Source organism: Kitasatospora sp. NPDC096204 (assembly GCF_044763205.1).
Lineage (GTDB): Bacteria > Actinomycetota > Actinomycetes > Streptomycetales > Streptomycetaceae > Kitasatospora.
This window is the reverse complement of the sequence record NZ_JBIWFT010000050.1, coordinates 30786-46047: the sequence shown is the minus strand read 5'-3', so window position 1 is coordinate 46047 and position 15262 is coordinate 30786. Positions and strand designations below refer to the sequence as shown.

Annotated in this window: 1 protein-coding gene (running past one end of the window); it reads right to left on the bottom strand. The window is 75.8% G+C overall.

Translation table 11 applies throughout. From position 1 onward, the window contains the following. Positions 1–30 precede the first annotated feature (30 nt). A protein-coding gene (locus ACIQ87_RS35945) for a type I polyketide synthase (RefSeq protein WP_402415432.1) crosses the window boundary here: on the bottom strand, positions 31–15262 show its final stretch. 18809 nt of this gene lie beyond the right edge of the window; only the last 15232 of its 34041 coding nucleotides appear in the window; its start codon lies off the right edge, out of view — the gene reads right to left on this strand; the stop codon is at positions 31–33.

The window sequence follows — 15262 nt, the reverse complement described above, 5'->3', positions numbered from 1 at the left end:
GAATTCACGGCCATTCGCCCCGAATGGGCGTCATCCCCTCCCGAGGTCGCGGTTGATGAGGGCGAAGAGTTCCTCGTCGCTGGTGGCGTCGAACGCGCTGCCGCCCACCGGCTCGGACTTGCCCGGGCCGTCGTCCCACTGGGAGAGCAGCGCCTGCATCCGGACCTTGATCTTCGTCCGGGTCAGGTCGTCCGGCGCGGCGGCCGCCATGGCGGCCTCCAGCCGGTCGAGTTCGCCGAGCAGGTCGGTCGCGCTCGGCGCGCCGTCGGGTGCCAGCTCGGTGCGCAGGTGCCGGGCGAGGGCCAGCGGCGTCGGGTAGTCGAACACCAGCGAGGACGGCAGTCGCAGCCCGCCCAGCAGGTTGAGCCGGTTGCGCAGCTCCACCGCCGTCAGCGAGTCGAAGCCGAGCTCGTTGAACGCCCGGTCGGCCTCGACCTCCTCCACCCCCTGGTGGCCGAGCACCTCGGCCACGTGGGTGCGGACCAGGTCCAGCAGCAGCTGCTCCTGGCCGGCCTCCGGCAGCTCGGCGAGCTGCCCGCGCAGCTCGGCCGAGGCCTCGCCGTCGTCCGCCCGGTCCGCGGCGCCGTCGGTGCCCAGCGCCCGCCGGACCTCCGGCAGGTCGCCGATCAGCGGGCTGGGGCGCACCGCCGTGAAGCCGGGCGCGAACAGCGCCCAGTCCACGTCGGCGACGGTGACCGCGGTGTCGCCGTGGTCGAGGGCCGCGCCGAGGGCGGCGATGGCCGTCGCCGGGTCGAGCACCGGCAGGCCGCGGCGGCGCAGCTGCTCCTCCGCGTCGTCCTCGGCGGCCATGCCGCCGCCGCCCCACGGGCCCCACGCCACCGCGGTGGCGGTGAGGCCGGCGGCCCGGCGCCGCTCGGCGAGCGCGTCCAGGAATGCGTTGGCCGCGGCGTATCCGGCTTGGCCGGCACCACCCCAGGTGGCGGCGATCGAGGAGAACAGGACGAATGCGTCGAGCGGTTCGGAATTCGCGCCGAACAATTCGTCCAGGTGCACCGCTCCGGCCACCTTCGCATTCACCACGTCGGCGAATTCGGAAATTCCGGTGGCGCCGATCGGCGAGGCCTGGCTGACCCCTGCCGCGTGCACCACCGCCCGCACCGGGTCGCCGGCCCCGGCGAGCCCGGCGACCAGGGCCGCGAGCGCGGTCCGGTCCGCCGCGTCGCAGGCGGCCAGGGTGACCCGGGCTCCGAGGCCCTCCAGCTCCGCGCGCAGCTCGGCCGCGCCCGGGGCGTCGGCGCCCCGGCGGCTGGTCAGCACCAGGTGCTCGGCGCCGTTGGCGGTCAGCCAGCGGGCGACCCGGGCGCCCAGGGCGCCGGTACCGCCGGTGACCAGGACGGTACCGCGGGCCTGCCAGCCGTCGACCGGGCCGGCCGGCAGCGGAGCGTGCTCCAGGCGCCGGACGTACGTGGCGTCGGCGCGCAGCGCCAGCTGGTCCTCGCCCTCGCCGGCGGCCAGGGCGGCCGCGAGGCGGCGGCCGCTCCGCTCGTCGAGCGTCGCGGGCAGGTCGATCACGCCGCCCCAGCGGTCCGGGTGTTCGAGGGCCGCGGTCCGGCCGAGGCCCCAGATCTGGGCCTGGCCGCCGTGCTCGATCCGCTCGCCGGCTCCGGCGGCGACGGCGCCGCTGGTGGCCAGCCACAGCGGGGCGGCGACGCCGGCCTCACCGAGCGCCTGGACCAGCCGGACGCTCGCGGTGACGCCCGCCGACAGGGCGGGGTGCTCGGGGTGCGGGCGGTCGTCCAGGGCGAGCAGCGAGAGCACGCCGGTCGGGGCGTCCCCGTCGGCGGCCGCGCCGGCGAGTCGGGCGGCGAAGCCCTCGGCCTGCGCCTCGCCGGTGGCCACCGTCAGCTGCCGGACGTCGGCGCCGTGTCCGCCGAGGGCGTCCGCGGCGGCCTGCGCCAGCTCGGCGCCGGGGCCGTCGGCGGGCGCCACCAGCAGCCAGCTGCCGGTGAGCCCGGCCGCCGGGTCCTCCGGCAGGGTCTGCCAGGTGGCCCGGTAGCGCCAGGCGTCCAGGGTGGCGCGCTCCCGGCTCTGCCGGCGCCAGCCGGTCAGGGCGGGCAGCACCTCGCGCAGCGCCGAGCGGTTCTCCTCGGCGACGTCCAGCGTGTCGGCGAGCCGGGCCAGGTCGCCCTGCTCGACGGCCGTCCAGAACCGCTCCTCCGTCGGGTCGGCGGCTGCGGAGGGCGCGGCCGGCGCGTCGGCCGTGCCGACCTCGGGCCAGTAGCGCTGCCGCTGGAAGGCGTACGTGGGCAGGTCGAGCGCCGGCACCGGCCGGTTCCCGTACAGGGCCGGCCAGTCGACGGCCACCCCCTGGACGTGCAGCCGGGCCACGGCCGCCAGCAGGGTGCGGGCCTCGGGCCGGTCGCCGCGCAGGGCGGCGACGAGGACGGCGTTGCCGTCGGCGTCGACGCAGTCCTGGCCCATGGCGGTGAGCACACCGTCGGGGCCCAGCTCCAGGTACGTGGTGACGCCCTGGGCTTCCAGGGTGCGCATCCCGTCGAGGAAGCGGACCGCCTCGCGGACGTGGCGCACCCAGTACTCGGGCGAGCACAGCTCCTCCGCCGTGGCCAGCGAACCGGTCACATTGGAGACCACCGGGATGCGCGGGGCGCTGTACGTCAGCCCCTCGGCAACGGCCCGGAACTCCTCCACCATCCCGTCCATCAGCGGCGAGTGGAACGCGTGCGAGACGCTCAGCCGCTTGGTCTTCTCGAACTTCCCGGCGATCGCCAGGACTTCGGACTCCTCGCCCGAAACCACCACGGAGGTCGGCCCGTTGATCGCCGCGATGCTCACCCGAGCGGTCAGCAGCGGCAGCACCTCCTCCTCCGAGGCCTTGACCGCGACCATCGCGCCGCCCTCCGGCAGCGCCTGCATCAGCCGGCCACGCGCCGCGACCAGCGCCACCGCGTCGTCCAGCGAGAGGACGCCCGCGACGTGCGCGGCCACCAGCTCACCGATCGAGTGGCCCACCAGGAAGTCCGGACGCACACCCCAGCTCTCCACCAGCCGGAACAGCGCCACCTCGACCGCGAACAGCGCGACCTGGGTGAACTCCGTACGGGCGAGAACCGCAGCGTCGTCGCCGAACACCGCTTCCTTCAGCGGGAGTTCGACCCGAGCGCAGACCGCGTCGAAGGCGTCCGCGAACACCGGGTAGGCCTCGTACAGCTCCCGGCCCATGCCCGGACGCTGGCTCCCCTGACCGGTGAAGGCGACGGCGGTGCGGCCGCTGCGGGCCAGGCCCTGGACGTAGCCGCTGCCGCTGCCCGCGGCGAGGGCGGTCAGTCCGGCGAGCAGCTCGGCACGGTCGCCGCCGAGCACGACGGCCCGGTGTTCGAACGTCGAGCGGGTCGCCGCCAGCGCGTGGCCGAGGTCGGCCGGCGCGAGGCCGGGGTTGTCCTCGACGAAGCCGCGCAGCCGCTCGGCCTGGGCCCGCAGGGCCGCCTTGCCGCGGGCGGAGAGCACCCAGGGCAGTGCGCCCGTGGTCTCGTCGGCCGGAGCCGGCTCGATCGGCGCGGCCTCGGGGGCCTGCTCGATGAGGACGTGGGCATTGGTGCCGGAGACACCGAAGGAGGAGACGCCCGCGCGGCGCGGCGCACCGGTCTCGGGCCAGTCCCTGGCCTCGGCGAGCAGCTCGACCGCGCCCGCCGACCAGTCGACGTTCGGCGTCGGCTCGTCCACGTGCAGGGTCTTCGGCAGGACGCCGTGCCGCATCGCCATGACCATCTTGATGATGCCGCCGACGCCGGCCGCCGCCTGGGTGTGGCCGATGTTGGACTTCAGCGAGCCGAGCCAGAGCGGCTCGCCGTTCTCGCCGCGCTCCTGGCCGTAGGTGGCCAGCAGCGCCTGCGCCTCGATCGGGTCACCGAGCCGGGTGCCGGTGCCGTGCGCCTCGACCACGTCGACCTGACCGGGGGTCAGGCGGGCGTTGGCCAGGGCCTGGCGGATGACGCGCTGCTGGGCCGGGCCGTTGGGGGCGGTCAGGCCGTTGCTGGCGCCGTCCTGGTTGACGGCGGTGCCGCGGACGACCGCCAGTACGCGGTGGCCGTTGCGGCGGGCGTCGGACAGGCGCTCCAGCAGCAGCATGCCCGCGCCCTCGCCCCAGCCGGTGCCGTCCGCCGCCGCGGCGAAGGACTTGCAGCGGCCGTCGGCGGCCAGGCCGCGCTGGCGGCTGAACTCGACGAACACACCCGGGGTCGAGGTGATGATCACACCGCCGGCCAGGGCGAGCGAGCACTCGCCGCTGCGCAGCGACTGGGCCGCGAGGTGCAGGGCGACCAGCGAGGAGGAGCAGGCGGTGTCCACCGTCACCGCCGGGCCCTCCAGCCCGAAGGTGTAGGAGATCCGGCCGGAGGCGACGCTCGCCGCGTTGCCGGTCCCGACCAGCCCCTCGGCCTCCTGCGAACCCTCCAGCAGCGGCGCGTAGTCCTGGCCGTTGGTGCCGGCGAAGACGCCGACCCGGTCGCCGCGCACGGCGGCGGGGTCGATCCCGGCCCGCTCGAACGCCTCCCAGGTGACCTCCAGCAGCACCCGCTGCTGCGGGTCCATCGCCAGCGCCTCACGCGGCGAGATGCCGAAGAACATCGGGTCGAACTGCGCCGCGTCGTGCAGGAACCCGCCCTCACGGGCGTAGCTCTTGCCGCTCTTGGCCGGGTCCGGGTCGTACAGCCCGGCCAGGTCCCAGCCGCGGTCGGTCGGGAAGGCGGTCACCGCGTCGGTGCCCTCCGAGACCAGCCGCCACAGGTCCTCGGGCGACTGGACGCCGCCCGGGTAGCGGCAGGCCATCGCGACGATCGCGATCGGGTCGTCGTCCCCGGCCGAGGGACGGGCCGCAACCGGCAGGCCGTCCCCGTCCTGGGCGCCGAGCACCCGCGAGCGCAGGTGGTCGGCCAGGGCGGTGGCGTTCGGGTGGTCGAAGACCAGGGTCGGCGACAGCTTCAGCCCGGTCTCCCCGGCGAGGCGCTTGCTCAGCTCCACCGCGATCAGCGAGTCGAAGCCGAGCTCCTGGAACGCCCGGGTGGGCTCCACCGCGTCCGGGGTGGTGTGGCCGAGGACGGCCGCCACCTCGGAGCGGACGAAGTCCAGCAGCACCCGGTCGCGGTCCGCCGCGGGCACCTGCGCCAGCCGCTGGGCCAGCGAGGAGTCCGCGCCGGCCGGGACGGCCCGGGCGAGTTCACGCACCTCGGGCAGGTCGCCGATCAGCAGGCCGGGCCGGTTCGCGGTGTAGCCGAGCGCGAAGCGCGCCCAGTCCACGTCCGCCACCAGCGGGGCGCCGTCCGGCTCCGCGAGGGCGCCCGGCAGTGCCGCCAGCGCCGCCCGCGCGGTCAGCGGACGCAGGCCCGCCCGCTCCCACGCACCGGTGGTCCCGGCGCGGTCGGCCTCCTCGGCCCAGGGGCCCCAGGCGATCACCGTCGCCGGCAGCCCGGCCGCGCGGCGCTCGGCGGCCAGGGCCGCCAGCTCCGCGTGCGCGACCGCGTCCACGCCGTGTCCGACGCCGCCGAGGACGCCGACCGCCGTGGAGCAGACCACGAACGCGGTCAGCGGCAGTGCGGCCGTCAGCTCGTGCAGCGCGCGCACCTCGGCGACCCGCTCGCGCACGGCCGCCGCCAACTCCCGCGGCCGGAGGCCGTCCACGGCCCCGACCGGGGTCACGGCACCGGCGTGCACCACGGCGGTCACCGGGTGGCGCTCCAGCAGCGCGGCGAGCGCGGCGCGGTCGCCGGCCGGGGCGTCGACGACGGTGACCCGCACGCCGGACTCGGCCCGCAGCGCCTCCTCGTCCCACTCCGTCCGGCCGGCCAGCACCAGGTGCTCGGCCCCGCCGGCGGCCAGGCGGGCGGCCAGCCGCTCGCCGACCACGCCGTCGGCGCCGCAGACCAGCACCGTCCCGGCCCCGTCCCACCACCGGTCACCCGGCAGCGGGCGGCGCGCCGCCCGGACCAGGCGCGGCACCGACACGCCCGAGGAACGCAGCACCAGCTGGTCCTCGCCGTCGGCCGCGCCCAGCACCTCGGTGAACCGGCCGAGCACCCGCTCGTCCAGCTCCTCCGGCAGGTCGATCAGACCGCCCCAGGCCTGCGGCGCCTCCAGCGCCAGCACCCGGCCGAGGCCCCACAGCCGCGCGCGCTCCGGGCGCACCGGCCCGTCGGCGCCGATCGCCGCGCCGCCCCGGGTGGCCACCCACAGCGGGGCGGTCACACCGGCGTCGGCCAGCGCCTGCACCAGCGCGCCGGTCCGGGCCAGCAGGCCCTCGTCCCCGGCCCGCTCGGCCGGCACCGCCAGCAGGGACAGCACCCCGGTCAGGGCGCGGTCCTGCGGCAGGGCCCGGCCGAGCTGCGCCGCCGTCTCGCCGCGGTCGAGGCTTTCCTCGGCCAGCGGCAGCACCACCAGCTCGGCGCCGGCCTCGGCGACCGACCGCCGGACGGCCAGGACGTCGGCGTCCTGCGCCCGCTCGGCGGGCACCACGACCAGCCAGGTGCCGGTCGGCGCCCCGGCGGCCGGGGTGACCGGCTGCCAGGCGATCCGGTAGGACGAGCCGGCGGCCTCGGCGAGTTCGCGCAGGCCCCGGTGCCAGGAGGACATCGCGGGCAGCACCGCGCTCAGCGGCTGGTCCCCGGTGACGTCCAGGGTCCGGGCCAGCCCGGCGAGGTCGCCCTCGTCCACGGCCGCCCAGAACGCGGTCTCCGCCGGGTCCCGGTGGCCGTCGGCCGGCGCGGCCGGGGCCGTGCCCGGGCCGCCGAGCCAGTACTGCTCGCGCTGGAAGGCGTAGGTCGGCAGGTCCACCCGGCGGGCACCGGTGCCCGCGAACAGCGCGGACCAGTCCGGCGTCACACCGTGCGCGTGCAGGGCGGCCAGCGCCTCCAGCGCGGTCCGCGCCTCGGGCCGCTCGGCGCGCAGGGCGGCGGCGAAGGCCGCGTCCTGCCCGTCGACGCAGTCCTGGCCCATGGCGGAGAGCACGCCGTCGGGGCCGAGTTCCAGGTACGTGGTGACGCCCTGGGCCTCCAGCGTCCGCATGCCGTCGGCGAAGCGGACCGCCTCGCGGACGTGGCGCACCCAGTACGCGGGCGAGCACAGCTCCTCCGCCGTGGCCAGCTCACCGGTCACGTTGGACACGACCGGGATCACCGGCTCGGCGTAGGCCAGGCCCTCGGCGACGGCCCGGAACTCCGCCACCATGCCGTCCATCAGCGGCGAGTGGAACGCGTGCGAGACCTTGAGCTTCTTGCTCTTCTCGAACTGCCCGGCGATGGCGAGCACTTCGTCCTCGTCACCCGAAATCACCACGGAGGTCGGACCGTTGAGGGCCGCGATGCCGACGTTCTCGGTCAGCAGCGGCAGGATCTCGGCCTCGGTGGCCTTCACCGCCACCATCGCGCCGCCCTCCGGCAGCGCCTGCATCAGGCGGCCACGGGCGGACACCAGGGCGACGGCGTCGTCCAGCGACAGGACGCCCGCGACATGCGCGGCCGCCAGCTCACCGATCGAGTGACCGGCCAGGACGTCCGGACGGACCCCCCAGCTCTCATACAGCCGGAACAGCGCCACCTCGACCGCGAACAGCGCCGGCTGGGTGAACTCGGTGCGGGCGAGAACCGCGGCGTCCTCGCCGAACACGGCCTCGCGCAACGGCAGTTCGACCCGGGCGCAGACCGCGTCGAAGGCGTCCGCGAACACCGGGTAGGTGCCGTACAGCTCCCGGCCCATGCCGAGCCGCTGGCTGCCCTGACCGGAGAACAGGAACGCGAGCTTCCCGCCGCGCGGGGTGCCGCGCAGCAGCCCGGCGGCCGTACCGCCCTCCGCCAGGGCCGCGAGCGAGCGCAGCAGCTCCGCCCGGTCGTCCGCGAGCAGCACCGCGCGACGGTTCAGGTCGGTGCGGCCGACCGCGAGCGAGTAGGCCAGATCGGCCGGGCGCAGCCCGGCGTCGGCGGCCACCCGCGCGCTCAGCCGGCGGGCCTGGTCGCGCAGCGCGACCTCGGTGCGGCCGGACAGTGCCACGAGCGCGGGGCCCTCGACCCCGACAGCTTCGGCCGGCTCGACAGCCCCGGCCGGCCCGGCCTGCTCCGGCTCCACGGCCGGGGCGTGCTCCAGGATGACGTGGGCGTTGGTGCCGCTCACGCCGAAGGCCGACACACCGGCCCGGCGCGGCCGCCCGGTCTGCGGCCAGTCCCGCTGCTCACGCAGCAGTTCCACCGCGCCGGCCGTCCAGTCGACGTGCGTGGACGGCTCGTCCACGTGCAGCGTCCGCGGCAGGACGGCGTGCTGCATGGCCAGCACCATCTTGATCACGCCCGCCACACCGGCGGCCGACTGGGTGTGGCCGAGGTTGGACTTCAACGAGCCCAGCCACAGCGGCTCCTCGCCTCGCTCCTGACCGTAGGTGGCCAGCAGCGCCTGCGCCTCGATCGGGTCGCCCAGCACCGTGCCGGTGCCGTGCGCCTCGACCACGTCGACCTCGCCGCCGGACAGTCCGGCGTCGGCCAGCGCCGCGCGGATCACCCGCTGCTGCGACGGACCGTTCGGCGCGCTCAGCCCGTTGCTGGCGCCGTCCTGGTTGACGGCGGAGCCGCGGACGACGGCGAGCACGGGGTGCCCGTTGCGCCGCGCGTCGGACAGCCGCTCCAACAGCACCAGGCCCGCGCCCTCCGACCAGCCGGTGCCGTCGGCGGCCTCCGCGAACGGCTTGCACCGCCCGTCGGCGGCCAGCCCGCGCTGGCGGCTGAACTCGACGAACGCGCCCGGCGTCGCCATCACGGCGACACCGCCGGCCAGCGCCATCGAGCACTCGCCGCCGCGCAGCGCCTGCGCCGCGAGGTGCAGGGCGACCAGCGAGGAGGAGCAGGCGGTGTCGATGGTGACCGCCGGACCCTCCAGACCGAAGGCGTACGCCATCCGGCCGGAGATCACACTGCCCGCGTTGCCCGTGAGCAGGTGGCCCTCCACGCCCTCCGGCAGCTCGGTCAGGCCGGAGCCGTAGCCCGAGGGCGCGGCGCCGAGGAAGACGCCGACCTGGCCGCCGCGCAGGGCCGCCGGGTCGATGCCCGCCCGCTCGAACGCCTCCCACGAGGTCTCCAGCAGCAGACGCTGCTGCGGGTCCATCGCGAGGGCCTCACGCGGGCTGATGCCGAAGAACTCGGCGTCGAAGCGGCCCGCGTCGTACAGGAACCCGCCCTCGCGGGCGTAGCTGGTCCCGGCGTGCTCCGGGTCCGGGTGGTAGATCCCCTCCAGGTCCCAGCCGCGGTCGGCCGGGAAGCCGGCCACGGCGTCACCGCCGGCGGCCAACAGCTGCCACAGCTCCTCGGGGGACCGCACGCCGCCGGGGTAGCGGCAGCTCATCGCGACGATCGCGATCGGGTCGTCCTCCCGTGCGGCGGTGGCCACGACCGTCCCGGTGACCGGCTCGTCCTCGGCACCGAGCAGTTCGGTGCGCAGCAGGGCTGCCAGGGCGGCCGGGGTCGGGTGGTCGAACACCAGCGTGGCGGGCAGGCGCAGGCCGGTGGCCGCGTTGAGGCGGTTGCGCACCTCGACGGCGGTCAGCGAGTCGAAGCCCAGCTCCCGGAAGGCCCGGGCCGGGTCGACCTCGGCGGCCGAACCGTAGCCGAGGACCGCGGCGGCCTCGGTGCGGACCAGGTCCAGCAGGACCCGGTCACGGTCGCCCGCCGGAAGGGCGGTCAGCTTCCGCAGCAGCGGCGAGCCGCCGTCCGCGCCGGCACCCGCGCCGGCGTCGGCCGCCAGCGCGGCCAGGGCCTCCGGCACCTCCGCGATCAGCGGACGCGGCCGGGCGGCCGCGAAGGCCGGGGCGAACCGCTGCCAGTCGACGTCGGCCACCGCCAGGAACGTCTCGTCCTGCTCCAGCGCCTGCCGCAGCACGGTCAGCGCCAGCTCCGGGTCCATCGGCACCAGGCCGCGGCGGCGCATCTGCTCGCCCGCCGTGCCGTCCGACATCCCGCCCTCGGCCCAGGCGCCCCAGGCCACCGACGTGGCCGTCAGGCCGCGCTCGCGCCGAATGCGCGCGATCGCGTCCAGTCCGGCGTTGGCCGCGGCGTACGAGCCCTGGCCGCCACCGCCCCAGACCCCCGCGTTGGAGGAGAACAGGACGAAGGCGTCCAGCTCGGCGTCCCCGAGCAGCTCGTCCAGGTGCCGCGCGCCGGCGATCTTCGCCTGGGCGTTCGCGGCAAGCTCGGCCGCACCGGTGACGGCCAGCGGCACCGAGTCCCCGACGCCGGCGGCGTGCATCACCGCCCGCACCGGCTCGCCCTGCTCGGCCAGGCCCGCGACCAGCTCGGCCACCGCCGCCCGGTCCGCGACGTCGCACGCGGCGACCGTCACCCGGGCACCGAGGCCCAGCAGCTCCTCGCGCAGCTCGGCCGCGCCGGGCGCGGCCAGGCCCCGACGGCTGGTCAGCACCAGGTGCTCGGCACCGTTCTCGGCCAGCCAGCGGGCGACGTGGGCGCCGATCGCCCCCGTGCCGCCGGTGACCAGCACCGTGCCGCGCGGCTGCCACGCCCCGACGGCCGGCGCGTCGCCCAGCGGGGCGCGCCGCAGCCGTCGGACGAACACGCCCGAGGAGCGGACGGCCACCTGGTCCTCGTCACCGATCCCCGCCAGGACGGCGGCGACCCGAGCCCGGGAGCGCGCGTCCAGCTCGGCCGGCAGGTCCAGCAGGCCGCCCCAGCACTCCGGGTGTTCCAGTCCGGCCACCCGGCCCAGGCCCCAGACCTGCGCCTGCGCCCCGCTGTGCAGCCGGTCGGCGCCACCGGTCGCGATCGCGCCCCGGGTCGCCAGCCAGAGCCGGAGGCCACCGTTCACGCCGCCGTTCAGGCCGCCGTTCACGCCACCGTGCTCGGCGACGGCCCGGACCAGGTCGACGGTGTCGACCAGACCGGACGCGACCACCGGGTGCTCGGCGTGCGGCGCCTCGTCCAGCGCGAGCAGCGACAGCACGCCGGACGGCGTCACGCCCTCCTCGGCGGCCGCGGCGAGAGCCGCGGACAGTCCGGCGGCCGCCTCGCCTGCCTCGATCCGCAGCACGCTCGGCTGCGCACCGTGCTCGGCCAGCAGGTCGGCGACCGCGGCCGGCAGCGGGTCCTCCGCTCCGAGGGAGGCCGGGACGAGGACCAGCCAGCCGCCGGTCAGCGTGCCGGTCGGCACCTCGGCGAGCGGCTTCCAGTCCACCCGGTAGCGCCAGCTGTCCACGGTGGAGTGGTCGCGCTGCTGACGGCGCCAGGCAGAGAGCAGCGGCAGGGCAGCGGCCAGGGCGGCACCGTCACCGGAGGCCTCCAGGTCCAACTGCCGCACCAGCATGTCGAGATCGCCGCTCTCCACGGCCTCCCAGAAGCGGCTGTCGGCCGGGGAGGCCGCCGCCGCGCCGGCGACCGCCAGGGTGGCGGCGGGCTTCGGCCAGTAGTGCTCGCGCTGGAAGGCGTAGGTCGGCAGGTCGATGCGGCTTGCGGCCGGGAACAACGGGGCCCAGTCGACGGTGGCGCCGTTGCTCCAGGCCTCGGCGAGGGCGGTCAGGAAACGCTCCCGGCCGCCGTGGTCGCGGCGCAGGGTGCCCTGGACCGTGGCCTCGACGGCGCTGGCGTCGATGGACTCCTGGATGCCGACGGTCAGCACCGGGTGGGCGCTCACCTCGACGAACTGCGAGTGACCCGAGGCCAGCAGGGCCTCGACGGTGCTCGCGAACTCCACCGTCTGGCGCAGGTTGCGGTACCAGTAACCGGCGTCCAGCGCGGCCGAATCGATGACCTCACCGGTCACGGTGGAGTGGAACGGCACCTCCGGCACGCGCGGCGTGACCGGGGCCAGCAGCTCCGCGAGACGGGCCTCGATGCGCTCCACATGCGCCGAGTGCGACGCGTAGTCCACCGCGATACGACGCGCCCGGATCTCCTGCCCGGTGCAGTGCTCCACCAGCTCGTCCAGGGCACCGGCATCACCGGAAACCACCACCGAGCCGGGGCCGTTGACAGCCGCGATCGAGATTCCCTCACGGCCGGACAGCAGCTCGCGAACGCTCTCCACGGGCAGCGGAACGGACACCATGCCACCCAGGCCCGACAGTTCGATGATCGCCTGGCTCCGCAGCGCCACCACCAGGGCGGCGTCCTCCAGCGACAGGGCGCCGGACACGGCAGCGGCGGCAATCTCGCCCTGCGAGTGCCCCACCACCGCCGACGGCTCCACACTGCACGAACGCCAGAGGGCAGCCAGCGAGACCATCACGGCGAACAGCACCGGCTGGACCACGTCCACCCGCTCCATCCACCCGCCGTCCTCACCCGAGACGACCTCCAGCAGCTCCCAATCCACATACGGAGCAAGCGCCTTGGCGCACTCCTCCATCCGGGAACGGAACACCGGCTCATCCGCCAGCAGCCCCTGGGCCATGCCCAGCCACTGCGAACCCTGCCCCGGGAAGACCATGACGAGCTTGCCGCCGGCCCCGGAACCCCGGACCACCGACGACGCGCTCTCCCCTGCGGCCAGCGCACGGAGACCGGCGAGCAGCTCGTCCCGCCCGTCGCCGACCACCACGGCCTTGTGCTCGAACACCGCCCGCGAGGACACCAGCGAGAAGCCGACGTCCGCCGGCCGCTCGTCCGCGACCACCGCCAGCAGGCGCTGCGCCTGCTCCCGCAGAGCGGCCTCGGTACGACCCGACAGCGCCCAGGGCAGCACGCCCGTGGCCTCGTCGGCCGGACCCGGCTCGGTCGGCGCGATCGGAGCGGCCTCGGGGGCCTGCTCGATGATGGCGTGGGCGTTGGTGCCGCTGAATCCGAAGGAGGAGACGGCCGCGCGACGCGGACGCCCGGTCTCCGGCCACGGCCGGGCCTCGGTCAACAGCTCGACCGCGCCGGAGGCCCAGTCGATGTGCGGCGACGGCTCGTCGACGTGCAGGGTCTGCGGCAGCATGCCGTGCCGCATCGCCATGACCATCTTGATGATGCCGCCGACACCGGCCGCCGCCTGGGTGTGCCCGATGTTGGACTTCAACGACCCCAGCCACAGCGGCTCTTCGGCGCGCTCCTGACCGTAGGTCGTCAGCAGCGCCTGCGCCTCGATCGGGTCACCCAGCGAGGTGCCGGTGCCGTGCGCCTCGACCGCGTCGACCTGCTCCGCCGACAGCCCGGCGTTGGCGAGGGCCTGGCGGATGACGCGCTGCTGGGACGGACCGTTGGGGGCGGTCAGCCCGTTGCTGGCGCCGTCCTGGTTGATCGCCGAACCACGGACGACCGCGAGCACCTGGTGGCCGTTGCGCTGCGCGTCGGACAGCCGCTCCAGCAGGAGCATGCCGACACCCTCACCCCAGCCGGTGCCGTCCGCGTCGGCCGAGAAGGCCTTGCAGCGGCCGTCGGCCGAGAGGCCGCGCTGGCGGCTGAACTCGATGAACGCGCCCGGGGTGGCCATCACGGTCACACCGCCGGCCAGCGCCATCGTGCACTCGCCGCTGCGCAGGGCCTGGATGGCCCAGTGCAGAGCGACCAACGAGGAGGAGCAGGCCGTGTCGACGGTGACCGCCGGGCCCTCAAGACCGAAGGTGTACGCCAGACGGCCGGAGACCACGCTGCCCGCGTTGCCCGTACCGAGGTGCCCCTCGACGTCCTCGTCCGCGCTGGTCAGCACCGAGGTGTAGTCGTGGTACATCACACCGGCGAAGACACCGGTCGCGCTGCCGCGCAGGGTGGCCGGGTCGATGCCGGCCCCCTCGAAGGCCTCCCAGGAGGTCTCAAGGAGGAGCCGCTGCTGCGGGTCCATGGTGAGCGCCTCACGCGGGGAGATCCCGAAGAACCGCGCGTCGAAGCGGCCCGCGTCGTGCAGGAAGCCACCCTCGCGGGCGTAGCTCGTCCCCTGGTGCTCCGGGTCCGGGTGGTAGAGCGCGTCGAGGTCCCAGCCACGGTCGGTCGGGAACGACGTGATGCCGTCACCACCGTCCGCGACCAGCCGCCACAGGTCCTCGGGCGAGGCGACCCCGCCCGGGTAGCGGCAGGCCATGCCGACGATCGCGATCGGCTCGTCCACGACGGTCATGGACAGCACCTGGACCGCAGCCGGGGCCTCGCCGACGAGCTCGTCGCGGATGAACTCGGCCAGCGCGGCGGGCGTCGGGTAGTCGAACACCAGCGTGGCCGGCAGGCGCAGGCCGGTGGCCGCGTTGAGACGGTTGCGCAGCTCGACCGCCGTCAGCGAGTCGAAGCCCAGCTCCCGGAAGGCCCGGGCCGGGTCGACCTCGGCGGCCGAACCGTGGCCCAGGACCTCGGCCACCTGGGTGCGGACCACCTCGCGGACGGTCTCGTCGCGGCGCGCGGCCGGCAGGGCGAGCAGGCGCTCGGCCAGCGAACCGGCGGCTGCGGTGCTGCCGCTCGCGGCGGTCCGGCGGCGAGGCGTACGGACGAGTCCGCGCAGCAGCGGCGGGACGTCGCTGCTGCCGACCGCCGTGACGGGGTCGAGGTGCATCGGGACCAGCAGGGCACGGTCCAGGGCGAGCGCACCGTCAAAGAGGGCCAGGCCCTCCTGCGAACGCAGCGGCGCCACGCCGGCACGGGCCAGGCGACGTACGTCCGCGTCCGACAGGCTGGTGGCCATGCCGTCGTCCTCGGCCCACAGACCCCACGCCAGCGACATGCCGGGCAGGCCGTCGGCGCGACGCTGCGCAGCGAGCGCGTCCAGGAACGCGTTCGCGGCGGCGTAGTTGCCCTGACCGGCGGCTCCCAGGACGCCGGAGGCCGAGGAGAAGAGAACGAACGCCGACAGGTCCATCCCAGCGGTCAGTTCGTGCAGGATCACTGCCGCGTCCACCTTCGGACGCAGCACCGCCGACAGCCGCTCCGGCGTCAGCGACGACACCAGGCCGTCGTCCAACACACCGGCGGTGTGGACCACCGCCGACAGCGAACGACCCTCCAGCACGCGGGTGACAGCGTCGCGGTCGGTCACGTCGCACGCGACGACGTCCACATCCGCGCCCAACCCGGCCAGCTCGTCCCGCAGTTCGACAGCGCCCGGCGCGTCCAGGCCGCGACGGCTGGTCAGCACCAGACTCCGCACCCCGTGAGTGACGACCAGGTGCCGGGCCACCAGCGAACCCAGACCACCCGTACCGCCGGTCACCAGGACCGTGCCCTCACCCAGCGACACGTTGCTCTCCGAGGAAGCGGAGACGCGCACCAGGCGCGGCGCGAACGCCACACCCCCACGCACCGCCACCTGCGGCTCACCGGCCTCCACGACACCGGAAGGCAGT